The sequence below is a fragment of the Comamonas sp. wu1-DMT genome (assembly GCF_040187805.1).
In the GTDB taxonomy this organism is placed as follows: Bacteria; Pseudomonadota; Gammaproteobacteria; order Burkholderiales; family Burkholderiaceae_C; genus Comamonas; species Comamonas thiooxydans.
Genome location: NZ_JBANEM010000009.1, coordinates 206,492 through 233,037, shown reverse-complemented (window position 1 = coordinate 233,037; position 26,546 = coordinate 206,492). Strand labels below are relative to the sequence as shown.

Sequence of the window (26,546 nt, the reverse complement as noted above, 5' to 3'; positions counted from 1 at the left end):
GCCGCCAGCGTTCAATCTGAGCCAGGATCAAACTCTATAGTTCGATCTTGAATTTAAAGTCTTTCGACTGCTCACTCACTTGACGGAATCAAGAAGAATAAATTCTTCCTCATTACTGTTTTTGTGAGCGTTTGATAACTCCGAAGAGTTTTGCTCCGAAGAACTGGCTGCTTGCCCTCAAACGCCCACGCTTATCGGCTGTATTTTTTTAAGGAACCGAATGCAAAATCGAAAAACCCGATCTTGAATCTCGTTGCTTGCTGCGATCAGCGAAGCCTTGAATTCTATCACAACTTTGCCGTCTAATTTCCTTCAGATCGGCTAGCAAAAATTTGCATTTCGCTCACAGTGAAGCCTTGCATTGTACACAGATTTTGGCAGGCCAGGCAACATCCACACGGACATCCAGACAAAGAACCCCGGCAGGCCTTGCCTGCCGGGGTTCTTTGTCGCTTCTCAGGCGCTAGCTGCCTGCTCCAGTGCATCAACAAACAGTGCTGCCACATCGCAGCCGGTCTGATCAAAGATCTCCTGGAAGCAGGTGGGACTGGTCACATTGATCTCGGTGACGTTGTGACCAATCACATCCAGTCCGATCAATAGCAGGCCACGCTGCACCAAACGCTCCCCAATGAACTCGGCAATTGCCTTGTCCTGCTGCGCCAATGGCTGGGCAACTCCCTTGCCGCCAGCCGCCAGATTGCCGCGCACCTCATTGCCCTGCGGAATGCGTGCCAGGCAGAACGGCACGGGCTTGCCGCCGATGATGAGCACCCGCTTGTCGCCATGAACGATGTCGGGCAGGAACTTCTGCACCATGACGCTGGTGGAGCCGCCCTGATTCAGGGTTTCGATGATGCTGCCTAAATTGCGGCCGTCTTCGCCGACTCGGAAGATGCCCATCCCCCCCCATGCCGTCCAGGGGCTTGAGGATGATGTCCTTGTGCTCTGCATGAAAAGCACGGATGTCCTGGGCGCTGCGCGTGACCAGGGTGGGCGAGATGAACTGTGCAAACTCCATGATGGCGAGCTTTTCGGGATGCTCGCGCAGTGCACTGGGTTTGTTGAAGACCTTGGCGCCCTCACGCTCGGCCTGACCGAGCATGTGCGTGGCGTAGAAGAACTCGGAATCGAAGGGCGGATCCTTGCGCATGACGATGGCATCAAAATCTGCCAGTGCCGTCAAAGCGCTTCGCGTCTCCTCGAACCAGCGGTCTTGCTCCCCGGTCAGGCTGATATGGCGCACCTGCGCCATGACCTTGCCGCCGCTTTGCCAGGAGACATGGCGGGGCTCGCAGGCCACGATCTGGTGTCCTCGGCGTTGAGCCTCACGCATCATGGCAAAGGTGGAGTCCTTGTAGATGACAAAGGATTCCAGCGGATCGGCAACAAACAGTATTTGCATGGTGAAAAACTCTAGCGGTAGAGGTAGATACCGGCATCATGCCCAGCCGGGCAAAACACCACAATATGACGGCAGATACTCAGGCCCTGCGCGCACGCAGGCTCTGGACAAGCAAGGCCAGGCTGCCAGCGACCACGCCCCAGAAGGCTGAGCCCACCCCTGCGATGACGACGCCGCTGAGCGTGACCAGAAAGGTGATGAGCGCTGCCTCTCGGTGCTTTTCCTCCTTGAAGGCCGTCGCCATGCCGCCGCCTATGGAGCCCAGCAAGGCCAGTCCGGCGATGCAGGCCACCAGCTCCTTGGGAAAGGCCGTCAGCAGGCCCGTAACCACCGCACCAAAGACACCTATCAAAATATATAGCAGTCCGCACACAGCAGCGGCGGTATAGCGCTTGCCCCTATCCTCATGCGCCTCGTCTCCCATGCAGATCGCCGCCGTGATGGCACTGAGGTTGAGGGCATAGCCGCCAAACGGTGCCAGCAGCAAGGTCGCCACGCCGGTCATGCTGATGACCTTGGACACCGGTATCGGATAGCCCGTGGCGCGTATCACCGCCACGCCCGGCAGATTCTGCGAAGCCATGGTCACGACAAACAGGGGCAACGCCAGGCTGATGAGCGCCTGCAGCGAGAACTCGGGAGCCGTATAGACCGGCATGGCCAGCCCGCCATGCACGGCCGACCACTGCATCTGCCCGCTCAGCGCCGCCCAGGCGGTTCCGGCCAGCAGGGTGATGATGACCGCATAGCGAGGCGTCATACGCCGCGAAAGCAGATAGGCAAGCAGCATGACCAGCACCAGGGACAGATTGGTTTCGGCCGCAGAGAAAGCCTGCATGCCGAACTTGGCCAGCACGCCGGCCAGCAGGGCCGACGCAATTTCCATGGGGATGCGGTTCATGATGCGCTCGAACCAGCCGGTCACCCCCACCAGAATGATGAGTGCCGCGCTGACAATAAAGGCACCGATCGCCTCCCCCATGGAGAAACCACCCGCCAGCCCGGCGGTCGCCAGCACCGCCGCCCCTGGGGTGGACCAGGCCACCATGACCGGCATGCGCAGAATCAGCGACGGGACCAGCGAGCACAGACCCATGCCCAGGCCCAGCGCCCAAATCCAGGAAGTAATCTGCTCAGGCGTGGCATGAAACGCCTGCGCCGCCTGAAACACCAGGGCCACCGAACTGGTAAAGCCCACAAGCACGGCCACAAAGCCTGCGGCCACGGCGGCAGGGCTCAAGTCTTTGAAAAAGCGCATCCGTGCATTCTGGCACCAGCCCCACCCAAAATGATGCACTCCGCGTAAGCGCGAATGACGAAGCCCATCATCACATCAAAATCAATAGCTATCAGCGCTTTTTAATAAAGAGCCAAAGGCCTATTTGACTCAAAGTATTTACAGCTCGATCTTGGAGCCCAGCTCCACCACCGAGTTGCTCGGCAGGTGCAGGAAATCAGCCACCCGGCTCGCGTTCTTGTGCATCTGCGCAAACAGCTTTTCGCGCCAGTGCGCCATGGAGTTGTTCATGCGCGGGATGATCACATCACGCGACAGGAAATAGCTGGTGGACATGGAGTCCAGCTTGCAGCCCTGGGTACGCAGCTGCGCCAGCGCCGCAGGCACATCGGGCTCGTTCTTGAAGCCGTAGTGGATGATGACTTCCCAGCAGTCGCCGCCCAGCGACTCTGCCTCCACCCGCTTGTCCATCCCGACCCAGGGCACTTCGTGGTTGCGCACGGTCACAAAGAGATTGCGCTCATGCAGCACTTTGTTGTGCTTGAGGTTATGGAGCAGCGCATGCGGCACGGTGCCGGGCTCCCCCGAGAGGAAAACCGCCGTGCCGGGCACGCGCGTGGGCGGATGACGCCAGGTGGATTCCAGAAACTGACGCAGATCCAGCGCATCCGCCTGCAACTTCTGATGCAGCAGCTCACGCCCGCGGCGCCAGGTCATCATCAGGGTAAAGACCGTGCCACCGATCAGCAGCGGGAACCAGCCGCCTTCAAACAGCTTGAGCAGATTCGAGGCGAAGAAAGCCAGATCCACCACGAAGAAGAAGCCCGTCGCCAGCAGGCACAAGGCCAGCGAATAGTTCCAGCGATAGCGGATGACAAAGAAGGTCAGCATGGTGGTGATCAGCATGTCCAGCGTCACCGCAATACCGTAGGCCGCCGCCAGATTGCCGCTATTGCGAAACAGCAGAACAGCCAGCGCAATCGCCACAAACAGGCCCCAGTTGACCAGGGGCATATAGATCTGACCGGTCTCCTTCACGCTGGTGTGGCGTACCTCAAAACGTGGAAAGTAGCCCAGTTGAATGACCTGACGCGTCACGCTGAAGGCTCCCGTGATCAACGCCTGCGAGGCGATCACCGTGGCCATGGTGGCCATGATGACCAGCGGCAGCAGCGCCCAGCTGGGTGCCATCATGAAAAACGGGTTCTTGACTGCCTCGGGATTGGCCAGCAGCAAAGCGCCCTGACCGAAGTAATTCAAGGTCAGCGCCGGCATGGCAACGCTGAACCAGGCCAGACGGATAGGCTTCTTGCCGAAGTGACCGAGATCGGCGTACAGCGCCTCGGCACCCGTCACACAGAGCACGACCGAGCCCAGAATGATGAAGCTGATGCCCGGGCTGTTCCAGATGAAGCGGACCGCGTAATGCGGGCTGAGTGCCGCCAGGATTTCCGGATGCCCCATGATCTGGTGCACGCCCAGCAGGGCGATACAGACAAACCAGGTCACGGTGACGGGGCCAAAGAACTTGCCTATGCCTGCGGTGCCGCGCTTTTGCACGAAGAACAGCAGAAACAGAATCACCAGTGTCAGCGGAATCACGGCCTTGGTGAAATGCGGCGAGATGACTTCCAGGCCCTCAACCGCCGAGAGCACGGAAATCGCCGGAGTGATAACGCCATCGCCATAGAAGAGCGAGGTGCCGAACATACCCACCAGAAACAACGTGCCGGACAGTCGCGGCCTGTCCTTGACCGTCTGGGAGGCCAGGGCCAGCATGGCCACCAGCCCGCCCTCGCCGTTGTTGTCGGCGCGCAGCACCAGGGTCACGTACTTGAGGGAGACGATGACCGTGAGCGTCCAGAACAGTACCGAGAGCACGCCATAGACGTTGTCCGGCGTGAACGGCACATAGCCTGAGCCGAAAACCTCCTTGACCGAGTACAAAACACTGGTTCCGATGTCTCCGTAGACGACACCGATCGCGCCCAGGGTCAGGGCGCCTAGCGAGGATTTCGAATTTTGCACGATTCAGGAAGCGACTCGTAAGGCAGTCACCAAGTGATCAAATTGTCGGCATTGTGCGCTGTCCTCAGCGCCTGCGAAATCAGTCGTAGATTTCTGCGTCGGGATTAGTGGCTTCCAACTCGTAGCTGGCCGCCAACATGGCCAAACGTGCTATCACGCCATACATATAGAAGCGGTTGGGTGCGCTGGCGCCCGGACGCGCGCTGGCCTGAGGCAGGTGGTTGCTCTGCTGGAAAGCCAGGGGCACGTAGCCCGCACCGGGGGCATTGAGGTTCTCGTCCTCGCCGCGTTCGGGGTGCATGCGGTAGAAACCTCCCACCACGTAACGATCCATCATGTAGACCACGGGCTCGGCCACGGCGTTGTGCATGCGCTCATAGGTCAGCACGCCCTCCTGCACGATGACGTCATGCACGGTCTGGCCGTCCTTGATGACGCCCATCTTGTTGCGGCTCTTGCGCGGCAGCGCAGCCAGCTCCTTGGCGTCGCGCACGGTCATCACACCCATGCCATAAGTGCCGTTGTCGGCCTTGACCACGGCAAACGGCTTTTCCTTGATGCCATATTCCTTGTACTTGCGGCGCACCTTGGAGAGGATCACGTCCACCTGCTCGGCCAGGGCCTCCATGCCCGTGCCTTCGGCAAAGTCGATGTTCTCCACATGACCGAACAAGGGGTTGATCAGCCAGGGGTCGATGCCCAGCAGCTTGCCGAAGCGCTTGCCGACTTCCTCGTAGCTCTGGAAGTGACGGCTCTTGCGGCGCACATTCCAGCCTGCATGCAGCGGCGGCAGCAGGTATTGCTCGTACAGCTCCTCGATGATGCCGGGCACGCCGGTGGAGAGGTCGTTGTTGAGCAAAATGGTGCAGGGGTCGAAATCCTTGAGGCCCAGACGGCGCTTGCTGCGGATCACCGGCTCCAGCTTGATCTCGTCGCCCAGGGGCAGCGTGATGGACAGCGTCTTCTTGATCTCGGGGCTGATGGAGCCGATGCGCACATTGAGACCCGCCATGCTGAAGATGCGCTTGAGCTGCAGCACGCTGGCCAGATAGTGGGTGTTGCGCGTGTGGTTCTCGGGAATGATGAGCAGATTGCGCGCCTCGGGGCATATCTTTTCGATGGCAGCCATCGCAGCCTGGACAGCCAGTGGCAGCATTTCATCGGTCAGGTTGTTCCAGCCGCCTGGAAACAGGTTGGTATCCACCGGTGCCAGCTTGAAACCCGCATTACGAATATCCACCGAACAGTAGAACGGCGGCGTGTGCTCCATCCATTCCAGGCGGAACCAACGCTCAATGGCAGGCATGGAGTCGAGAATGCGCTGCTCAAGTTCGTTAATGGGGCCGGTCAAAGCCGTGACGAGATGTGGAACCATAAATACCCTCAGGAGACGATGGTGGGGGGCAATTGTAGAGATTGAAGCATGAGATAGGTGTTTTCCCCAGTCTTTGTTTCAACGACGCCAGAACGCCGGTGACAGCAAAGCCATGAAACTCAGTATCTCGAGCCGCCCCAACAGCATGCCCAGAGTACACACCCAGATCTGGAAATCCGTCAACACCGTGTAGTTGGATGCGGGCCCAACGGCCCCCAGGCCCGGCCCCATGCAGTGCACGCTGGCCAGCACGGCAGAGAAGGCGGTCAGAGGGTCGAGATCGGTCAGCAGCAACACCATGCTCAGCACAATGACGGTGGCACCGTAAACCAGCATGTAGGCCAGCACCGAAAAAATCATCGGGTTATCTACCACCGCATCGCCCAGCCGCACCGGCTGCACGGCGCGCGGATGCACCAGACGCGTCATCTCGCGCCTGGCCTGCTTGACCAGAATCAGCATGCGCACCATCTTGATGCCACCGCCGGTCGAGCCCGCACTGGTGGCCACCCCCGACAGCAGCAACAACAGAACGGGAATGAACACCGGCCAGGACAGATAGTCCGCGGTGGAAAAGCCGGTAGTCGTGGCGACCGAGACCGTGTGGAACATGCCGTTGCGCAAGGCATCGAGCGGCCCATAGACCCCCTTGACCCAGAGCAGCAGCGCCACCAGCAGGCCCGAGCCCAGCAACACGCCGATCGTGGCGCGCATTTCGGGGTCGCGCATGAAACTATCGATGCGCCCCTTGCGCATGGCCACGAAGTACAGCGCAAAGTTGCAACTTGCCAGCAACATGAACAGCAAGGCCGCGGCCTCCAGCAGCGGCGAGTTGAAATAGGCGAAGCTGGCATCGTGCGACGACAGCCCGCCCAGGCTCACCGTGGCGAACATATGCATCAGCGCATCCAGCGGCTGCATGCCGCAGGCCCAGAAGGTCAGAAAGCAGCCAATGGAGAACAGCGCGTACACACCCCACAGGCCTTTGGCCGTCTCGGTAATACGCGGCGTGAGCTTGGTGTCCTTGACGGGACCTGCAGCTTCCGCTCTGAAAAGCTGAGCGCCGCCGACACCCAGCAGTGGCAACACAGCCACGGCCAGAATCAGAATCCCCATGCCGCCCATCCACTGCATGAAAGTACGCCAGACATTGATGGACACCGGCAACTGATCCAGACCGCTGAGCACCGTGGCCCCGGTCGTCGTCAGGCCCGATACGGCTTCGAAGTAGGCATGGGTGAGACTGATGGAGATGCCCACCCGGTTCAACCCCATCATCAGCGGCACCATGGCGCACAGCGGCAGCACCACCCAGACCAGGGTCACCAGAATCACGCCATGACGCGGTTGCAGATCCTGCTTGTGACGGTGCAGTCCCCCCCCACAGCAACAGCCCCACGCCCACCGTCAGTCCGATCGACCAGGGATAGATGCGCCAGATGCCATCCTGCGTGAACCAGGAGATGCCAAAGGGCAGCAGCATGGCGCCGGCAAACATAATCATCAGCATGCCCAGCACACGCAGGACAGGGAGCAGATCTTTCATGAGCGCAGCTTAGAAAAAGGTGGCGCTGACGCGGAACAGGTTTTCCACGTTGCGCACCAGCCGCTTGTTGGGCAGGAAGAACACCACATGGTCGCCGGATTCGATCACGGTATGGCTGCGCGGAATGATGACCTCGGTCTCCAGTGCCGCCCCCGCCACTTCCTCGCAGGTCTTGCCTTCTGGAATGCCGCGCACGATGAGACCGATATGCACCTCCTCGGGCAGGCGCAGCTCTTCCACCTTGCGCCCCACCACACGCGAGCTCTTGCGGTCGCCGCGCGCCACGATCTCCAGTGCCTCGGCAACGCCGCGGCGCAGGCTGTGCACGGCTTGCACATCGCCGCGGCGCACGTAAGCCAGGAACTCGCCCAGCATGGCCTGCGCCGGCGACAGCGCAATATCGATCTGCGTGCCGTGCATCAGATCGGCATAGGCGCGGCGATTGATCAGCGACAGAACACGGCGTGCGCCCATGCGCTTGGCCAGCAGGCTGGACATGATGTTGTCCTCGTCGTCGTCCGTCAGCGCGAGAAACAGATCCACCTCCTCGATGCCCTCCTCCTCCAGCAGGGCCTCGTCGGTGGCATCACCCTCCAGCACCAGCACTTCGGCAGGCAGCACCGACGACAGGCTCAGGCATTGCTGGGCGTTGGACTCGATGATCTTGACGTGAAAGCGCCCGGGCGTCTGCGCCAGCTTCCTGGCCAGCCGCAGGCTGACCTGGCCTCCGCCCGCAATCATGATGCGGAACACCGGCCGGCTCGGGCGGCCTTCGGGCAGATTGATGGCCTTGAGAGCCTCGGACACATGCTCGGTCGCGGCCAGCATGAAGACTTCGTCACCGGGCTCTATGCGCGTGGCCCCGTCGCAGCGCACAAACCGGTCTGGCTCGTCCATGAAGCGGCGGTAGATCGCGACGATGCGCATGGCCAGCTCGGGCATGCGCTCTCGCACCTGCGCAATCTGCAGCCCCACGGCAGGCGCACCGGCGCGTGCGCGCACCGAGGCCAGGGCGGCCCGCCCGCCCGCAAAGGCGCGCACCTGCATGGCTTCCGGGTATTCGATGAGCTTACGGATGTAATTGGTGACCGATTCCTCGGGACAGATGATGCGATCGACCGCAAAACCCTCCTTGCCCAGCACCGGATCATCCACCGCAAAGCTGGACGAGCGCACCCGCGCAATGCGGGTCGGAATGTCGAACACGGCCTGGGCAATCTTGCAGCAGACCAGGTTGGTCTCGTCCATGGAGGCGCAGGCGATCAGCAGGTCGGTATCCTTGGCGCCCGCCTCGGCCAGCACCTGGGGATCGATGCCGTTGCCGACCACGCCACGAAGGTCGAAGCGCGATTCCAGCTCGCGCAGTGCTCGCGCATCCGTGTCGATGACGGTGATTCCGTTTTGCTCGGACACCAGACTTTCGGCCACACTCTGGCCTACGCGCCCGGCACCCAGAATAATGATTTTCATGGTGTTATGGAAAGGGATCCAAGCTGCGGCATCAATTCAGACCGATGAGGGCCGCAAACAGCCCTCGTCGGCGGGTGGATCTCAGGAACGGACTTCGCCGTCGCCCAGGACCACGTATTTGAGCGAAGTCAGGCCTTCGATACCTACCGGCCCGCGCGCATGGAACTTGTCGGTGCTGATGCCGATCTCGGCACCGAGTCCGAACTCGAAGCCATCGGCAAAGCGGGTGCTGGTATTGACCATGACACTGGCCGAATCGACCTCGCGCAGGAATTTCTGCGCATGCAGGTGATTGGTCGTCAAAATCGACTCCGTATGGTGGCTGGAGTACTTGTTGATGTGGGCAATGGCCTCGTCCACACCGTCCACCAGCTTCACGCTGATGATGGGCGCCAGGTATTCCTCGTACCAGTCCTGCTCCACCGCCTGGGCCAGCTTGGCATCCTTGACAGTCTGCAAGATGGCCAGCGCCTCGGCATCGCAGCGCATCTCCACGCCCTTGGCGGCATAGACGACACCGATCCTGGGCAGGAAGTCTGCAGCCACGGCGCGTGCCACCAGCAGGCTTTCGCTGGCGTTGCAGGGGCTGTACTTGTTGGTCTTGGCGTTGTCGGCCACTTTCACGGCCATGGCGATGTCACAGGGGTCATCCACATAGGTGTGGCAATTGCCATCCAGATGCTTGATGACTGGCACCTTGGCCTCGCGGCTGATGCGCTCGATCAGGCCCTTGCCGCCCCGGGGGATGATGACGTCCACATAGTCGGGCATGGCGATGAGCTGACCCACGGCATCGCGGTCGGTGGTCTCCACCAGCTTGACGCCGTCTTCGGGCAGGCCGGCCTCGGCCAGCGCCTGGGCCACCAGCCTGGCCAGCGCCTTGTTGGAGTCGATCGCCTCCGAGCCACCGCGCAAAATGCAGGCATTGCCGCTCTTGATCGAGAGGCTGGCCGCTTCGATGGTCACATTCGGGCGGCTTTCATAAATCATGCCGAACACGCCCAGAGGCACACGCATCTGACCCACGCGGATACCGCTGGGCATCTGCTTGAGGCCGCTGATCTCGCCGATCACATCTGGCATGGCAGCGAGTTGCTCGCAACCTTCGGCACAAGTCTCCAGCACCTTGGGCGTCAGACGCAGCCTGTCGACCATGGGCGCCGACAGGCCATTGGCCACGGCGCGCTCCAGATCGCGGGCATTATCGATCTGCAGCGGCTCGACGTTCTCGCGCAGCAGACGGGCCAGCGCCTTGAGTGCTTTGTTTTTAGTAGCTGCAGACGCACGCGCCATTAGTGCAGAGGCGGATTTTGCCTGTACACCAAGGTTGTGCATGTATTCGACGGTATTGAGCGCGTTCATGGCGTGATTTTCGCCGAGATAAGCAAGTTGCGCAGACAAGCCCGAGCACGAGGGGGTTTATGGCCCTGCGGACACCTACACTCGGCCTCTGAATCGCAAGGAGACTTATGAGCCACAACACCACAGCGCTGCAGGAAAGCGCCCGCCAGCTCCAGCAGCTGCGCAGCGGATTCGAGCAGCTCGCCCACTCACAGATCAGCGCCAGCGCCCTGGGCCAGCAGGCACGCGCCGCGACCACATTGCTTGAGGCACTGCCACCACGCTATGGCGAGGTGCTGCTCAACCTGCTGGACCGGCTCGAATCCAGCGCGCTGTTCACCGAGGAGAGCTGCTCCTTCAGCCAGAAGGACCTGCTGGACAATCTGCGCCTATGGGCCGACAAGGCCCAAACCCAGCTCGCCGCCAATCCCGGCTGAGCCGAAAATCAGCGCCCGGCCTGGGCCAGCTGCATGGCCAGCTGCCGCAGGGCCTGCCAGCTGTCGCGAGGCCAGCCCGCGCTGGGCAGGCCTTTGACAATGCCGTCCACGGCATGGGCAGCCTGGAGCAGTTCGGCCGCGCGTGCATCGCTGACACGCGGCAGCAGCCGCTCCATCAGCCTCTCCTTGGGGCCCCAGATGCGGTTCTCGCGCAGCGCCATGGGCAGGGGCTTGCCGCCCGCCATGGCGTCCTTGACCCGCTTGATGTTTCGAATGTCCTCGGCCAGCGCCCAATGCACCAGCACCTCGGCCTCGCCTTCGGCCTGCAGGCCGTCCAGCATGCGCATGCTGCGCGCCACCTGGCCCGATAGCACGGCCTCCGACAGCTTGAACACGTCGTAGCGCGCCACATTGAGCACCGCCTGCTCCACCTGCGCCAGACTCAGCTCACCCTCGGGGTGCAACAGGGCCAGTTTCTGAATTTCCTGGTGCGCTGCCAGCAGATTGCCTTCCACGCAGTCGGCAAAGAACTGCAGCGTGCGCTGGCCCTCTTCACCGGCAGCCACACGCTGGTTCTGCAACGCCAGACGCTGTGCAATCCAGTGCGGCAGCGCGCCGCGCTCCACGGGATCGATCTGGATGGAAACGCCGTTGCCGTCCAGCGCCCCAAACCAGGCCCCGGTCCTGGTGGCCTTGTCCAGGCGCGGCAGACTGATCAGGGTCAGCGTGCTGTCGTTGCCCTGGGCGCTGCTGGCCAGCTGCTGCAGCGCAGCACTGCCGTCCTTGCCGGGTTTGCCGCTGGGAATGCGAATTTCCAGAATCTGCTTGTCCGCAAACAGGCTCAGGCTGCCGCCTGCCGCCAGCACGCCGCTCCAGTCAAAGTGCGCGCCCATGACGGTGTAGCTGCTGCGCTCGGTATAGCCCTGAGCGCGCGCTGCCGCACGGATCGCGTCGGCCGCTTCCTGCTGCTGCAAGGGCTCGTCGCCATGCAGCACATAGAGCGAGCGCAAGCCCTTGGCCAGATGGGAGGGAAGCTGGTTCAGCGCAAGCTGCATGGAGAAAAGTTTTCTATAAGAAGTATCTGAAACGCCCTGAATTCAAGCGTCAGCAGCTATCAGATTTATCGAACCAACGCTGGAGACTCTCGACCGCAACTCAGAAACGTCAAGCAAGGGCCTAGGCGACCTGCCGCCCAGCAACAAGGCCGTAGTCCCCGTCGCGCTGCGGCTCAGGGGACGGGCTCATGACACCTGCAGGCTCTTGACCGCAGCCAGACGGCGAATGATCTGCTGCACGATGTCGTTGCGCATGTCCTTGTTCAGCATTTCCTCTTCTACTGCCTTGGACAAGGCATTGGTTTCGTTATAGGTCACGTTGCGGATCTGACGAATCTCGACCGGCTCGATCAGCTCATCGCCGCCAGGCGTGCGCAACGAGAAGCGCACGATCAGACGCAGTTCGATTTCACGCACCTGGCCAGCCACGTTGGAGCCGATGATCACGCGCTGGGCCTGCTCGCTGATGATCTGGCAGATCACCTCGGCGGTATCGGGCGATGCCGGGTCCTTGACCACGGTCAATTGATCGCTGCTCGATTCCAGACTGCGACGCAGCAAAGTGCCCACGGGCGCACCGCGCCCCGCCTGCACGTAAATGGAGCGAAACACAAAATTAGGCGCTCCGCGCAGGCGAAAGCCGCAAGCCCCCAGCAAAGGCGTCAAGGCCATGGCGGCCAGCAGCGTACGTTTTTGCATCAACTGTCCTCTAATCTTCAAGCCCTGCTGCGAGCGTCGACTCTTGCTCCAGAAATACCGAGCAAGGGCCGCCCCGCAGCGAAGGTATTGTCCCCCTCCCGCGAAGCGAGAGAGGGGGAAGGCGCGAAGCGCCTCAGGGGGAGTCATTTACACCACAATATTCACCAGACGTCCCGGCACCACGATGATCTTCTTGGGTGCACGGCCTTCGGCAAACTTCTGGTACTCCTCGTTGGCCAGCGCAGCCGCCTCAATGGCAGCCTTGTCGGCAGTGGCGGACACCAGGATCGCACCGCGCAGCTTGCCGTTGACCTGCAGCACCAGCGAGATCTCGTCCTGCACCAGGGCCTTGGGATCGACCTGCGGCCAGGGGGCATCGAGCAGATCGCCCAGGTGATTGGCATAGCCCAGCTCGCTCCACAGCACATGCGCCAGATGGGGCGTTGCGGGGTAGAGCACGCGCAGCAGAATGCCGAAGCCTTCGATCAACGCCACCTTGGCACCGGCGTCATCCAGGGCCTTGAAGTCTTCCAGCGCATTGATCATCTTCATCGCGCCGGACACCACGGTGTTGTACTGCATGCGCGAGTAGTCGTACTCGACCTGCTTGAGCACGTTGTGGATTTCCAGACGCAGGGCCTTGGCCGCCTTGCCGAATTCCACATCGTCCAGCGACTTGGCGCCGGCCACGCCCTGCACGGCGGAAGCCATGTCCATGCCTGTCAGCTTGCTGCCGAAGTTGTAGACGCGGCGCAGGAAACGATAGCTGCCTTCCACGGCGGCATCGTTCCACTCCAGAGTCAGCTCGGGAGGCGAGGTGAACATGGTGTACAGACGTGCGGTGTCGGCGCCGTACTTCTCGATCAGATCCTGAGGGTCCACGCCGTTGTTCTTGGACTTGGACATGGTGCCCACGCCCTCGTAATCGATGGCGGTACCCACGGGCAGCAGGCCGTCGGCGCTGTCCACTTCGATCTTGAGCTTGGCGCCGATGATCTTGCCGGAGTCGTCGAACACATGCTCCACATCCTTGGGCCAGAAGTATTCCTTGGCGCCCTTGGCCGTGCGACGGCTGTAGATGTGGTTGAGCACCATGCCCTGGGTCAGCAGCTTGGTGAAGGGCTCGTCGATCTTGACCAGGCCCAGGTCGCGCATGACCTTGGTCCAGAAACGCGCATACAGCAGGTGCAGGATGGCATGTTCCACACCGCCGATGTACTGGTCCATGGGCATCCAGTAATCGGCGCCGTCGGCCACCATCTGCTCGCCGTTCTTGGCGTCGCAATAGCGCATGAAGTACCAGGACGAGTCCACGAAGGTGTCCATGGTGTCGGTTTCACGGCGGGCAGGCTTGCCGCAGCAGGGGCAGACCACGCCGGCGTGGAAGGCTTCGCTCTTGACCAGGGGATTGCCGGAGCCATCGGGCACCAGATCCTGGGGCAGGACCACGGGTAGGTCCTTCTCGGGCACGGGCTGAGGACCGCAATCGGCGCAATGAATGATGGGGATGGGAGTGCCCCAGTAGCGCTGACGGCTGATGCCCCAGTCGCGCAGACGCCAGGTGGTCTTGAGCTCGCCCAGGCCCTTGTCGCCCAGAATCTTAGCCACGGCCTGCACCGCATCCTTGTGGTTCAGACCGTCGAAGTCGCCGGAGTTGATCAGTACGCCGCGCTCCTTGTCGCCATACCAGTCGCTCCACTGCTTGTCGTCATAAGCGGCCTGGCCTTCCACGGCCACCACCTGCTTGATGGGCAGGTCGTATTTGTTGGCAAAGGCGAAGTCGCGCTCGTCGTGGGCCGGAACGCCCATCACGGCGCCGTCGCCATAGCTCATCAGCACATAGTTGCCGATCCAGACCTCGACCTGCGCGCCGGTGATGGGGTGGGTGACGAACAGGCCCGTGGGCTTGCCTTCCTTTTCCTTGACGGCCAGCTCGGCCTCGGTCGTACCGCCCTTTTTGCACTCCTCAATGAAGGCTGCCAGTTCGGGGCTGGAGGCCGCCGCATGCAGCGCCAGCGGGTGCTCGGGGGCAACCGCGCAGAAGGTCACGCCCATGATGGTGTCGGCACGCGTGGTGAAGACATACATCTTGCCATCGCCGATCAGTTCGCCCGCAGCGTTCCTGACCTCATGCGTGAACGCAAAGCGCACGCCGGCGGACTTGCCGATCCAGTTCTCCTGCATCAGGCGCACCTTGTCGGGCCAGCCGTTCAGAGTGGCCTTCTCGTTGCCGACCTGCACATGGTCCAGCAGTTCCTGAGCGTAGTTGGTGATGCCCAGGTAGTAGCCGGGAATCTCGCGCTTTTCCACCAGCGCGCCGGTACGCCAGCCCCGGCCGTCGATGACCTGCTCGTTGGCCAGCACGGTCTGGTCCACCGGGTCCCAGTTCACCACCTGGGTCTTGCGGTAGGCAATGCCTTTTTCCAGCATCTTGAGGAACAGCCACTGGTTCCACTTGTAGTACTCAGGGTCGCAGGTGGCGACCTCGCGGCTCCAGTCGATGGCCAGACCCATGGCCTGCATCTGCTTCTTCATGTACGCGATGTTCTCGTACGTCCACTTGGCAGGCGGCACCTTGTTCTTCAGCGCAGCGTTCTCGGCTGGCAGACCGAAGGCGTCCCAGCCCATGGGCATGAGGACGTTGTAACCCTTCATGCGCAGCTGGCGCGTGAGCATGTCGTTGATGGTGTAGTTGCGCACATGGCCCATGTGCAGCTTGCCGCTGGGGTAGGGCAGCATGGAGCAGGCGTAGTACTTGGGCTTGCTGCCGTCTTCGGTGACGCGGTAGGCGTCCTTGGCTTGCCAGTGGTCTTGCGCGGCGCGCTCGACCTCGATGTGGTTGAATTTTTCTTGCATGGTGCAGTGCAGTGGCCGCCAGCCCCACTTGGGACCCGGCAAGGTAGAAATCTGAAATCAGCAGGGATTTTAGGCTCCCCGACCGCTTGCGCCGTTTTAGCCTTGCATGACCGCAGAACCCGCTGCGCCATCCCTGCGGCCTTCCTGCACGCCACGCTGGGAAATACGGCTTTGCGTAAGCTAGTGGCCGTTCACACATTGCTGAACTTTTTGCACGCCAGCCGGTCTTACCGGCCTGTTTACGTGCCCGGCGCCATCGCCTGCCTTCTGCCCGAAGTTGCCAGACTTGCGCTCCTGCCCCGGTCCATTCTTCTGAGGAGCTGCTCTTGCTTTCCCGCTGGTCTTTTGTTTCTGACTGGAATCCCGCCATGCAAATGCTGGCCTCGCTCTGCGTCCTGGCCCTGAGCGCCCTTGTGGCCGGCTGGCTGACCCAGTGGCTGGGGCTCAAGGTCTTTCGCCGTATGCGCGACACCCTCAGGACCGGCTGGGCCCAGATCCTCATGCACGACAAGGTGCTGCGCCGCCTGGCCAAGGTCGTGCCCTCGCTGATCGTGCAGTTCGGCGTCCAGGGTGTGCCGCATCTGGAGCCGCGCTGGACCACGCTGATCACCAATGTGGCGGTGGCCTTCACGCTCTACCACCTGGCACGCGCGCTGTGCGATCTGCTCAATGCCACGAACGAGGCCCATGAACGCGACGAGGCACGCAAGGCCGCCGTCCAGACCCACTCCATCAAGAGCTATGTGCAACTGGGCAAGCTGCTGGTCTGCAGCTTTGCCGTGGTGCTCATCGTGGCCACGCTGATGGACCGCTCGCCGCTGCTGCTGCTCTCGGGCCTGGGCGCCATGTCGGCCGTGCTGATGCTGGTCTTCAAGGACACCATCCTCTCCTTTGTCGCCGGCGTTCAGCTCGGCAGCAACGACATGCTGCGCGTGGGCGACTGGATAGAGATGCCCCAGGTCGGCGCCGACGGCTTTGTGACCGATATCGCGCTCAATACCGTCAAAGTGCAGAACTGGGACAAGACCATCACCACCATTCCCACCTGGCGGCTGATGACGGACAGCTTCAAGAACTGGCGCGGCATGTTCGACTCGGGCGGACGCCGCATCATGCGCTCGCTGAACCTGGACGCCAACACCGTGCATCTGCTCTCGCCCGAGGAGCGCGCAGGCATGGGCCATATCGCGCTGCTGCAACCCTACTGGAGCGAGCGCGACGGCCTGCAGGCCATGCCGGGTGCGGCCGAGGCCGCCATGCCAACCCAGGCCATCGCCGCCCACCAGGTGACGAATCTGGCCGCCTTCAAGGCCTATGCCTACGCCTATCTGATGGGCCATCCGCGCATTGGCAAAGGCCCGGGCATGTTCCTCATGGTGCGCACCATGGAGACATCGCCCACGGGACTGCCGCTGCAGCTGTTCTGCTACACCAACACCACCATCTGGGTGGAGTACGAAGGCATACAGGGCGAAATCTTCGACCATCTGATCGGCGTGCTGCCGCAGTTCGGGCTGACGCTGTACCAGCGTTCGTCGGACTACGGCACCCACTATCCGCCCGCCCGTCCCGATGTAGTAGCCCGTTAATACCCGCGGCGCCACTTGCCTGTCCACAATGGTTTGACACTTCAACAGGAGACAGACCATGGCAGGCAAGAAGATTTTGATGATTTGCGGCGACTACTGCGAGGACTATGAAACCATGGTCCCGTTCCAGGCCCTGCTGGCCGTGGGCCATACGGTGCACGCGGTCTGCCCCGACAAAAAGGCCGGCGACCAGATCAAGACCGCCATCCACGACTTTGAAGGCGCACAGACCTATAGCGAAAAGCCCGGCCACAACTTCACGCTCAACGCCACGTTTGCCGATGTAAAGCCCGAGCAGTACGACGCCCTGGTCATCCCCGGCGGCCGCGGCCCCGAGTATCTGCGCGGCTATGAAAGCGTGCGCGCCGCCGTACGTCACTTCTTCGACACCAACAAACCCGTGGCCGCCGTCTGCCACGGCGCGCAGTTGCTGGCCGGGGCCGGCGTGCTCAAGGGCCGCACCTGCTCGGCCTATCCCGCCTGCCGCGCCGAGGTGGAACTGGCCGGGGGCAGCTATGCCGACATCCCCGTCGACCAGGCCCATACCGAAGGCAATCTGGTAAGCGCCCCGGCCTGGCCTGCCCATCCGGCCTGGATTGCACAGTTTCTCGCGCTGCTGGGCACGAAGATTTCACACTGAAATCGGCCTCCAGCGCTTTTTCCATCAAGCGCAGCAAGCTATCAATTCAAGAGTTCTCCTCTTGACGCCGCAGTCACCGGGCCACACCATGGCCCGGTTTTTGTTTTGGAGAGTCGCGCCATGTGCCAGGTCTTTATCAGCGCCGATCCGCAGCTCTGGGCCCACCGGGCCCGCTCCATCCGGCTGCATGGAGTCGCCACCAGCATCCGGCTGGAAAACCTGTTCTGGCAGGTACTCGAAGAGATTGCCGCGCGGGACGGCTATACCGTGCCCCAGCTCTGCACCAAGCTCTACGACGAGCTGCTGGCCGAGCGCAAAGCGGTGGACAACTTCAGCTCTTTTCTGCGCGTCTGCTGCACCCGCTATCTGGCACTGCAGCTGTCGGGCGAGATTCCACAGGACATGGGCATACCGATTCGCTCGCTGGGCAATGCCTCGTCACTCAAGTCCTCAAGCCCACAACTCACGCACTGAGACTCAGCGCAGATACACGGCCTCGAACCGTAGCAGCGCACGCCCCTCGGCATCGCTGAGCACCAGTTTCTGCCCCTGCACGGCATAGCTGCTGACCTGAGCCAGAGTGGCCAGCAGCAGCTGCTCCCGGCGCATGCCCTGCACGCAGGCCATGTGGGTGCCGCCCACGGCCGAAAAACGCAGTCAGCGCCCGTCCAGGCTGTAGTTGCCGCGCAGGCGATTACAGCCGCCCGCGCCATGAAAACGGCCGCTACCGGTCTCCAGCACCAGATGCGGCTCGGGCTGATTGTCATAGGCGCTGACATACGGGCCGTCACCCAGCTGCACCAGTTTCCAGTAGGTATCGAGAAGCGGGGCCGGCACGGCAGCCATGGCTTCGCCTTCGGACGCTGCAGGCCCTGCATCCGCAGCGCCGACTGCCAGGCTCCCCAACAGCAAGAGTGCGCTCAATGCCGGGCGAAGAAAGGTATGCAGCTTCGAGAAAGCAGTCATCACAAACACCTTTGCGGCCTTCAACGCATACAGACAAAGCGCTTGCAGCTCATTATTCAGGAGTCTCAGACGCTTGCGCAAGCACCTGATCACCGCGCACAAAGCTGCAGGCCACCGCATTGGTACAGCGCCAGATGGCCTGCCCCGCCAGCGGCCCGCGCTGCATCAGCAACTTGCGCAGCGGCCACTCGCATTGCGGGCAGACCGGCACAGCATCGACCCGTCCGGGCTGCACCGGCTCTGCAGCCTCTGCCGCAGTGTCAGCCAACCTGGCAGGAGCAGCAACGACTGGCTGGGCGGGCGACACCTGCGCCGACAGATCCCTATCGACCACTGCCGAAGGCGGCGCCGGCATGAGAGGCTCCAGCAGAACATCCACGGTCTCGGGCACGGGCGGCTTGACCAGATGGGCAGCGGCTTCCGCCACCGGCTCCTGCGTGGGTTTGCGCGCCTTGCTGGCCGCCTGCAACTGCCGGACATGCGCCACATGCCGCCTGTCGGTGGCACGATCGGGCTGCAGCCGCAGTTCTTCGAGCTTGTCCAGCAGCGCCTGCATTTGCTCGGGGCTCCACACGGGCTCGGCAAAGCTCTGAATATGGCCGACAAAGCCAAGGCCGCGCGTGACATGGGCCGGCATCTCGGTCTTGAACTCGCAGTCCCCCACAAAGGCGATCACCGAGTGCAGATGCTCGGGCGCAATGTCCAGCAGCGACTGCAAGGTCTTGACGTGCTTGTAGTTCTGGCGCAGCGGGTTCTGGAAGCGGCTGCGCTTTCTGAAAATCTGCTGCGTCCATTCGCGCTGCTTTTCGGTGCCGAAAATCCAGCCCTGGTAGTTCTTGGTTTCCAGCACGAACAGGCCGTAGGGCGAAAAGATCAGATGGTCGATCTGCGTGCTGCCGCCATCCGCCGTGGGCAGGGTGACGTTGTGCATGTCCACATAGATCAGCGGATTGAGCTGTCGGCGAATCGCCGCCTGCACGGCCCGCTCGCCACGCCAGCCCTTGAAGCGCGGCGAGCGCAGCAGTCCCGCCAGCACCGCGAATGCCAGCGCCAGTCCCAGATAAACAAAGAGGCCCTGAAAGGCCACTGAAAAGATCTGATCCATCGCGAGTCTCATTCAACGCAAGCAGCAAAAACTGGCGTGCCCCAAGGCAAGGGACAGCGAGCAAGCGCCGCCGCGCAGCGAAGCTGTCGTCCCCCTCCCATAGCGCGAAGCGCGTAGAGAGAGGGGCGCCCGGCCAGGGGGAAGGCGCGGGGCCGCCCAGGCAAGGCGCCTCAGGGGGAGCCTTCAATTCAACGCCATGCTCAGCTTGCGGCGATAGCTGTTGACCAGGGCCGTCGCCTCATCCTGCTCGGCGCTGTTCTTGCCCAGCAGCTCGATGCCGCCGCTGGTCTTGCCGGGCACGGCGTCCTGCTTCTTGGGCTTGGGCGGGGTCAGCAGCTCCAGCACGCCGACGATGAGCTTGCGCGCCGCCTGCTCGTTCCAGGTCTTGTCGCGCATGATGATTTCCAGCAACTCGTCCATGGCATCGGTCCACTGGCTGTGGGCCAGCAGCGCGCGCGCACGACCGAAGCGGGCGTCAAAGTCGCGCTTGTTGGCGGCGATGGCGGCGTCGTACTTGGCCACATCGGCATTGTCGTCCTGCACGGCAAATTCCAGCGCCTTGAGCCACTGGTTCAGCGCTTCGAAGCGCAGCGGCTGGGGAATGCGCTTGATGGGCTCTGCCAGCAGGGCAGCAGCTTCCTCGAAGCTGCCGGTGGCGATCAGCAGGCGCACATAGTCAAAGCGCGCATCGTCGTTGGCCGGGTCGGCCGCCAGCGCATCGGCCAGCTTCTGCAGCGCGGCCTGGGTGTCGCCGGACTCCAGCAGGGCCTGGGCTTCATCGGCATCGGCCTCGGCCGCCAACTCGCCCTCGGAGGGCAGATGCTTGTCCAGAAACTCGCGCAGCTTGCCTTCGGGCTGGGCGCCCATGAAGCCGTCCACGGGCTTGCCGCCGATCATCAGCACGCAGGTGGGGATGGAGCGGATGCCGAACATGCTGGCCAGCTGCTGCTCCTGATCGGAGTCGATCTTGACCAGCTTGAAGCGGCCCTCATAGGCGACTTCCAGCTTTTCCAGCACCGGGCCCAGTGTCTTGCAGGGACCACACCAGGGTGCCCAGAAGTCCACCAGCACGGGTACGGCCATGGAGGCGGCTACGACTTCGGCTTCAAAATTCTCGAGGGTGACGTCAATCATGTGATTCCCAATGCTGCTTGTGCGCTGCCACCCGGGCAGCGGCGCTGAAAAGTCTGCGAACCGGCCACTCCAGCAGAGTGCCCACCGCGCGATGCTGCGATTCTCCTCGCAAATGCGCGAGCGCAAGCCATAGACCAGAGCGGGTCGGGTCTTTGCTACTCAGATGGGAGCAATCCGCGCCTGTTTCAAGGTCGATTCAAGGTGTTTTATGACGAAAATCGATGAACGGTATGCGTAAGCAGCTACGGTTTCAAGAGTAACCGCCCCGCAGCCGCGCTCACCCCTGGGCTATATTGCTTGCGAACCAAGGAGCGCAGACTTGATTGAAGTTTCACAACTGGTGTTTGAATATCCGGGCCACCGCGCCCTCGACGGCGTGAGTCTGTCCATCGCAGCGGGCAGCGTGACGGCACTCGTCGGCCCCAACGGTGCCGGCAAATCCACGCTGATGCGCTGCATCGCCGGCCTCGAACAGCCGCTGTCCGGCCATATCCGTGTCAAAGGCCTGTCGGTCGAGGAACAGCCGCGCGAGGTGCACCGCCATCTGGGTTATCTCTCGGACTTCTATGGTCTGTACGACCGGCTCAGCGTGATGCGCTGCCTGCAGTACTCGGCCCTGTCCATGGGCGTTGCACCCGGTGACGTGGATGCCCGCGTACGGCAGGTGGCCGCCCAGCTGGGCCTGACAGAGCTGCTGCACCGCCACCCGACCGAGCTCTCGCGCGGTCAGCGCCAGCGCGTGGCGATCGGCCAGGCCATCGTCCACCAGCCCGGCGTGCTGCTGCTCGACGAACCGGCCAGCGGCCTCGATCCCGATGCGCGCAGCAGCCTCTCCACGCTGTTTCGCCAGCTTCAGGCCCAGGGCATGACGCTGATCGTCTCCAGCCACATCCTCAGCGAGCTGGACGAGTACTGCACCCATATCCTGAGCATCCGCGACGGCCGCATCGAAAGCCACGAGGCACTGCAAAACGCCCACGACCCGGGCCAGCCCGCCGCAGTCGGTCAGCAGCCCCAGCTCTATGCGCTGGAAGTGGCCATGGAGCAAAGCGAAGGCCTGGAGGCACGCCTGCGTCAGGCCTTGCTGAACACTTCGGTGCAGGACTTCGACACCACGGGCCGCCGCCCAATCCAGCTCTGGCTGCCGGCCGCCGCTAGCGCACGTGCCCAATGGCTGGCCCAGCTGGTGCAGGCCGGCATTCCTGTCGCCGCGCTGTACCCGGTGCGCGAGCGGCTGCAAGACCGCTATGCGCGCACGGCCCAGGCCCGCGATACCGAAAGTCAGGAGCAAGCATGAGCCAACGCAATCCCGAATTCCAGCGCCAGCTCTGGCTGAACTGGCGCCCCTCGCTGCTGGCCTGGAGCCTGGGCCTGAGCCTGCTCATCCTGGCCCTGCCCTTCGCCCTGTCCTCTGCCAAGGGACTGCCCGGCACGCTGAGCATGACGGCCATTGCCGGCCTGTACCTGGCTGCCATCATCTATGGCAGCGTGCTGGCCGGGCGCAGCCTGGCCGAGGAAGCCAGCCAGAACACCTGGGACTGGCAACGTCTGTCCGTGCTCACGCCCTGGCAGATGGCCTGGGGCAAGCTGCTGGGCGCCACCTTGCCGGCCTGGCTCTACGTGCTGTGGTTTGCGCTGGCCGTGGCGGGTGTGACCCATTTCTGGGCGCTGGAGCCCCTGAAGTTGCAACACACGATTGGCCTGGCCGTGATCTGGGGCCTGGGCCTGCAGACCTGGGCCATGAATTCCGTGCTCATGAGCTGGGGACTGAGGGACAGGCCTATCAATCGCCGGCGAGCGGCACTGCTGCCTCTGCTGATCCTGTTCTTCGCCCCCGGCCCCTTTATCGACCATGTCTACAAGGGCATGGTGGACATCGACGCCGAGCCGGTCTTCTGGTGGGGCCTGAATGTGGGCGGCCTGGGCCTGGCCTATCTGGCCGGTGTGCTGGTGCTGGGCCTGGGGCTGCTGGCCCTGTGGCGCCAGCTTTGCACCCGACTCGATGTACGCACCCTGCCCTGGGCCTGGCCTCTGGGCCTGGCACTGACTGGATTTTTCGCAGCCGGCTCGCTCAATCTGGGCATTGCCGAATTTTTCAGCAGCACCGCCTGGATCGCGCTGATCGGCACCGCCTATGTCGCCCTGCAGCATATGGACCAGCATCTGCGCGCCTGGCGTCAGGTTCAATGGTCGGCCTCGCGCCAGCGCTGGCGCGAGGCGCTGGAGGCACTGCCGCTGTGGCCGGTCAGCCTGCTGCTGGGCTTTGCCATGGCCTTGCTGCTGCTGTTCGCCCCCCAGTCACTTGAGGCGGCCATCAGCGGCAAGCTCAACAGCTTTACCTTCTATCTGTGTCTGCATCTGCTGCGCGACTGCCTGTTGCTGACCGGCTTCGCCCTGCTGGCGGGCAGGCTCAAGTCCCCCCTGGCCTCGTTTGTCATCGCCTGGCTGATCCTCAACATCGCCGCGCCGCTGCTGGCCTATGGCATGGGCGGCTATACAGGTGCCATGTTTGTTCAGCCCGTGGTGGCCATGTGGATGAGCTCGCCGGACGGCATAGAGCAAGCCGGCGCCTGGCTCAGCTATGTGCCCTGGGCTTCTCTGAGCCTGCAGATCCTGGTCACGCTGGCCTGGGTCATTCATGTCTTCAGGGACCGCGTGCTGGGCTTTGCACGCGATAACGCGGCGACCCATATCCGGGAGTCATAGTTGCTTTGCCCGGACGGCTATGCCCCACAGTCGGCCGGCAATGCGGCGAAACCGTAAAATCAGGGGTTCCACTAGGCCGGGCGGCAGCGCCCTGAAGAACATGAACCCCATCCAAGTTGGCGTGGTCATGGGTTCCAGCAGCGACTGGGACACCATGCAACACGCAGTTGCCATCCTCCAGCAATTCGGTATCGCTTTTGAAGCGCAGGTCGTATCGGCCCACCGCATGCCGGACGACATGTTCCGCTTTGCCGAAGCCGCAGCCGACCGTGGCCTCAAGGCCATCATCGCCGGCGCCGGCGGTGCTGCCCACCTGCCCGGCATGATTGCCGCCAAGACCACCGTGCCCGTGCTCGGCGTGCCCGTGGCCAGCCGTCACCTGCAGGGTGTGGATTCGCTGCATTCCATCGTACAGATGCCCAAGGGCGTGCCCGTGGCCACCTTTGCCATCGGCAATGCCGGTGCTGCCAATGCGGCCCTGTTTGCCGTGGCCCTGCTGGCCAACGAGGATGCCGAGCTGCGCAAAAAGCTCGAGGCCTTCCGCGCCGAGCAGACCGAAGCGGCCCGCAACATGACCCTGCCGGTGAACGCATGAGCGCCCGCGACACGCAAGTGATACTGCCGGGTGCGACCCTCGGCGTACTGGGCGGCGGCCAGCTGGGCCGCATGTTTGCCCATGCCGCTCAGGCCATGGGCTATTTCACCGCCGTGCTGGACAAGGACGAGACCAGCCCCGCCGGTCTGGTCAGCCACCAGCATGTGCGCACCGGCTACGAAGATGCCAAGGGCCTGGCCGAGCTGGCCGGACTCTGCGCGGCCGTGACCACCGAATTCGAAAACGTGCCCGCCGGCTCGCTGAACAAGCTGGCCGAGAGCCTGCCCGTATCGCCCGCCGGTTCGGCCGTGGCGATCGCCCAGGACCGCGCAGCCGAAAAAGCCCACTTCGTGAAATGCGGCGTGCCCTGCGCCCCCTATGCCGTGATCGAGACGGCCGAGCAGCTGGCAGCCGTCAACGACGCGCTGCTGCCCGGCATCCTCAAGACCGCGCGCATGGGCTATGACGGCAAGGGTCAGATCCGCGTCAAGACCCGCGACGAGCTAATCAAGGCCTGGGACGAGCTCAAGCAGGTGGCCTGCGTGCTCGAAAAAATGCTGCCGCTGGCGCACGAATGCTCGGTCATCGTGGCCCGTGGCCGCAATGGCGACATCGTCAACCTGCCCGTGCAGCGCAATCTGCACCGCGACGGCATTCTGGCCGTGACCGAGGTCTACGAAGGCAACGTGCCCGCAGCACAGGCAGAGCAAGCGGTAGCTGCTGCGAAATCCGTAGCTATCGGCCTCGACTACGTGGGCGTGCTCTGCGTGGAATTCTTTGTGCTGGACAACGGCCAGCTGGTGGTCAACGAGATCGCCCCGCGCCCGCACAACAGCGGCCATTACAGCCAGAACGCGATGGATGTGTCGCAGTTCGAGCTGCAGGTGCGCTGCATGACCAATCTGCCCCTGGTGCAACCGCGCCAGCACAGCGCCACCGTCATGCTCAACCTGCTGGGCGATCTGTGGTTCAAGCACGGCGAAACCGCCAAGGCTCCGGCCTGGGATCAGATCCTGGCCCTGCCCGGTGCCCACCTGCATCTGTACGGCAAGGTCGATGCCAAGCCGGCCCGCAAGATGGGCCACTTGAACATCACCGCGGCAAGCCCCGAAAAAGCGCGTGAAACCGCTTTGAAGGCCGCTGAAATCCTCGGCATTGAAGCGTTCTGATAACACCCCCTGAGCGGCTTTGCCTAGGCGGCCCCGCCGCTTCCCCCTCTCTCGCTACGCGGGAGGGGGACGACGCCCTCGCTGCGGGGCGGCCCTTGCTCGGCGTCCTTCGCTGATGCTCTGCAAGCGCAAAAGCACCGCACATACGGCGGCGCAGTGCATGAAAGAGGAATTGAAATGATCTTGGATGGAACGCTGGAAGCCTCGGTGCAAGCCGCTGCGGTTGCGCTGCAGCAAGGCCGGCTGCTGGGCCTGCCCACCGAGACGGTCTATGGGCTGGCCGCAGACAGCGACAACGATGCGGCCGTGGCGCAGATCTTTGCCGCCAAGGGCCGCCCGGCCAACCATCCGCTGATCGTGCATGTGGCCGACGCCGCCGCCATCACCCGCTACGCCAAGGAAGTCCCGGTCTTTGCCCAGCAACTGATCGATGCGTTCTGGCCCGGCCCGCTGACCCTGATCCTGCCGCGCCTGCCGCATGCGGCCAAGGCATCGACCGGCGGTCAGGACAGCGTGGGCCTGCGCTGCCCGTCCCACCCCGTGGCCCATGCGGTGCTGCAGGCCTGCCAGCAGCTCGATCCGCCGGTCTGGGGCGTCTCGGCCCCCAGCGCCAACAAGTTCGGCCGCGTCAGCCCCACCACGGCCGAGCATGTGGCCTCCGAGTTTGGCGAGGAACTGCTGGTGCTCGATGGCGGCGCCTGCGAAGTGGGGATTGAGTCCACCATCGTCGACTGCACGCGCGGCGTGCCCGTGCTGCTGCGCCCCGGCGCCATCACGCGTGATGATATAGCGCACGCCTGCGGCCAGCGACCGCTCTCGAAAGAAGAGCTTTCTGCCAACACCCCGCGGGCATCTGGCACGCTTTTGGCACACTATGCGCCCAATGCCAAGGTGCGGCTCATGGATGCCAGGCAGCTGCAATCGGCCCTCGATATTCTGGGCAGCGAGGGCAAGAATATTGCGGTCTATCACCGCAGCCCCTTGAAGTGCACGGCCAAAGGCATCGCGCTGCGGGCCATGCCCCAGCAAGCGCTGGCTACGGCCCGCGAACTGTTTGGCACGCTGCGCGACTTCGACGAAACGGGTGCCCAGCTGATCTGGATCGAAACCCCGCCCGACACCGCCGACTGGGAAGGCGTGCGCGACCGCCTGCAACGTGCGGCGGCTGCGGGCTGAGCGGTCTCTTAGCTGAC

Annotated in this window: 19 protein-coding genes and 3 pseudogenes; 9 read left to right on the top strand and 13 right to left on the bottom strand. The window is 62.9% G+C overall.

The window, feature by feature from the left end:
• Window positions 1-456 precede the first annotated feature (456 nt).
• The 7 genes and pseudogenes from gshB to V8Z78_RS14935 form a co-directional block, all read right to left on the bottom strand.
• Window positions 457-1,405 (bottom strand): annotated as a pseudogene (gene gshB / locus V8Z78_RS14965) (glutathione synthase).
• Window positions 1,406-1,484: 79 nt separating this feature from the next.
• Window positions 1,485-2,663 (bottom strand): benzoate/H(+) symporter BenE family transporter, encoded by a 1,179-nt coding sequence (locus V8Z78_RS14960; protein WP_349731614.1) that lies wholly within the window; start codon window positions 2,661-2,663, stop codon window positions 1,485-1,487.
• A gap of 138 nt (window positions 2,664-2,801) precedes the next feature.
• The gene (locus V8Z78_RS14955; RefSeq protein WP_004340454.1) at window positions 2,802-4,670 is read right to left on the bottom strand and encodes a potassium transporter Kup; all 1,869 of its coding nucleotides are present in this window, start codon (window positions 4,668-4,670) and stop codon (window positions 2,802-2,804) included.
• A 79-nt stretch (window positions 4,671-4,749) separates the two neighbouring features.
• Complete coding sequence (gene gshA / locus V8Z78_RS14950) at window positions 4,750-6,045, bottom strand: glutamate--cysteine ligase (protein ID WP_004340452.1); 1,296 nt, start codon at window positions 6,043-6,045, stop codon at window positions 4,750-4,752.
• Window positions 6,046-6,123: 78 nt separating this feature from the next.
• Window positions 6,124-7,591 (bottom strand): annotated as a pseudogene (locus V8Z78_RS14945) (TrkH family potassium uptake protein).
• Window positions 7,592-7,600: 9 nt separating this feature from the next.
• Entirely contained in the window at window positions 7,601-9,061 is a 1,461-nt protein-coding gene (trkA, locus tag V8Z78_RS14940) for a Trk system potassium transporter TrkA (RefSeq protein WP_004340446.1), read from the bottom strand.
• Window positions 9,062-9,142: 81 nt separating this feature from the next.
• Window positions 9,143-10,423 carry a glutamate-5-semialdehyde dehydrogenase gene (locus tag V8Z78_RS14935; protein ID WP_349731613.1) on the bottom strand — a complete coding sequence of 427 codons (1,281 nt, stop codon included), beginning with the start codon at window positions 10,421-10,423 and terminating at the stop codon, window positions 9,143-9,145.
• 107 nt (window positions 10,424-10,530) lie between these two features.
• Here V8Z78_RS14935 and V8Z78_RS14930 point away from each other — a divergent pair, with 107 nt between their 5' ends.
• Complete coding sequence (locus tag V8Z78_RS14930; RefSeq protein ID WP_012840194.1) at window positions 10,531-10,839, top strand: hypothetical protein; 309 nt, start codon at window positions 10,531-10,533, stop codon at window positions 10,837-10,839.
• Window positions 10,840-10,847: 8 nt separating this feature from the next.
• Here the strand turns inward: V8Z78_RS14930 and holA are convergent, their stop codons facing one another.
• The 3 genes from holA to leuS all read right to left on the bottom strand — a co-directional run bounded on the left by holA (window position 10,848) and on the right by leuS (window position 15,449).
• Window positions 10,848-11,894, bottom strand: a complete 1,047-nt coding sequence (gene holA / locus V8Z78_RS14925; protein WP_349731612.1) for a DNA polymerase III subunit delta — start codon at window positions 11,892-11,894, stop codon at window positions 10,848-10,850.
• 186 nt (window positions 11,895-12,080) lie between these two features.
• Entirely contained in the window at window positions 12,081-12,593 is a 513-nt protein-coding gene (locus V8Z78_RS14920) for an LPS-assembly lipoprotein LptE (RefSeq protein WP_004340434.1), read from the bottom strand.
• 147 nt (window positions 12,594-12,740) lie between these two features.
• The gene (gene leuS / locus V8Z78_RS14915; RefSeq protein ID WP_349731611.1) at window positions 12,741-15,449 is read right to left on the bottom strand and encodes a leucine--tRNA ligase; all 2,709 of its coding nucleotides are present in this window, start codon (window positions 15,447-15,449) and stop codon (window positions 12,741-12,743) included.
• A gap of 368 nt (window positions 15,450-15,817) precedes the next feature.
• Here leuS and V8Z78_RS14910 point away from each other — a divergent pair, with 368 nt between their 5' ends.
• From V8Z78_RS14910 to V8Z78_RS14900, 3 genes are all read left to right on the top strand, one after another.
• On the top strand, window positions 15,818-17,038 hold the full coding sequence (locus tag V8Z78_RS14910) for a mechanosensitive ion channel family protein (RefSeq protein ID WP_280006678.1): 1,221 nt from the start codon (window positions 15,818-15,820) through the stop codon (window positions 17,036-17,038).
• A 58-nt stretch (window positions 17,039-17,096) separates the two neighbouring features.
• Window positions 17,097-17,678: a DJ-1/PfpI family protein gene (locus tag V8Z78_RS14905; protein ID WP_003060496.1), complete on the top strand. Its 582-nt coding sequence runs from the start codon at window positions 17,097-17,099 to the stop codon at window positions 17,676-17,678.
• A gap of 120 nt (window positions 17,679-17,798) precedes the next feature.
• Window positions 17,799-18,152, top strand: a complete 354-nt coding sequence (locus tag V8Z78_RS14900; protein ID WP_279089185.1) for a ribbon-helix-helix domain-containing protein — start codon at window positions 17,799-17,801, stop codon at window positions 18,150-18,152.
• Window positions 18,153-18,155: 3 nt separating this feature from the next.
• Here the strand turns inward: V8Z78_RS14900 and V8Z78_RS14895 are convergent.
• The 3 genes and pseudogenes from V8Z78_RS14895 to trxA all read right to left on the bottom strand — a co-directional run bounded on the left by V8Z78_RS14895 (window position 18,156) and on the right by trxA (window position 20,883).
• A pseudogene (locus V8Z78_RS14895) lies at window positions 18,156-18,524 on the bottom strand (META domain-containing protein).
• Window positions 18,525-18,696: 172 nt separating this feature from the next.
• Window positions 18,697-19,749, bottom strand: a complete 1,053-nt coding sequence (locus V8Z78_RS14890) for an NERD domain-containing protein (RefSeq protein WP_349731610.1) — start codon at window positions 19,747-19,749, stop codon at window positions 18,697-18,699.
• 183 nt (window positions 19,750-19,932) lie between these two features.
• Window positions 19,933-20,883: a thioredoxin gene (gene trxA, locus V8Z78_RS14885; protein WP_004340400.1), complete on the bottom strand. Its 951-nt coding sequence runs from the start codon at window positions 20,881-20,883 to the stop codon at window positions 19,933-19,935.
• A 319-nt stretch (window positions 20,884-21,202) separates the two neighbouring features.
• Here trxA and V8Z78_RS14880 point away from each other — a divergent pair, with 319 nt between their 5' ends.
• From V8Z78_RS14880 to V8Z78_RS14860, 5 genes are all read left to right on the top strand, one after another.
• Window positions 21,203-22,180: an ABC transporter ATP-binding protein gene (locus tag V8Z78_RS14880; protein WP_004340397.1), complete on the top strand. Its 978-nt coding sequence runs from the start codon at window positions 21,203-21,205 to the stop codon at window positions 22,178-22,180.
• Window positions 22,177-23,589 (top strand): hypothetical protein, encoded by a 1,413-nt coding sequence (locus V8Z78_RS14875; protein ID WP_046460478.1) that lies wholly within the window; start codon window positions 22,177-22,179, stop codon window positions 23,587-23,589. The genes V8Z78_RS14880 and V8Z78_RS14875 overlap by 4 nt, the downstream gene beginning before the upstream one ends.
• A gap of 100 nt (window positions 23,590-23,689) precedes the next feature.
• Window positions 23,690-24,184, top strand: coding sequence for a 5-(carboxyamino)imidazole ribonucleotide mutase (purE, locus tag V8Z78_RS14870; RefSeq protein ID WP_003072555.1), 495 nt, complete (start codon window positions 23,690-23,692; stop codon window positions 24,182-24,184).
• On the top strand, window positions 24,181-25,353 hold the full coding sequence (locus tag V8Z78_RS14865; RefSeq protein WP_349731609.1) for a 5-(carboxyamino)imidazole ribonucleotide synthase: 1,173 nt from the start codon (window positions 24,181-24,183) through the stop codon (window positions 25,351-25,353). The genes purE and V8Z78_RS14865 overlap by 4 nt, the downstream gene beginning before the upstream one ends.
• A gap of 177 nt (window positions 25,354-25,530) precedes the next feature.
• Entirely contained in the window at window positions 25,531-26,529 is a 999-nt protein-coding gene (locus V8Z78_RS14860; RefSeq protein ID WP_349731608.1) for an L-threonylcarbamoyladenylate synthase, read from the top strand.
• Window positions 26,530-26,546 lie beyond the last annotated feature (17 nt).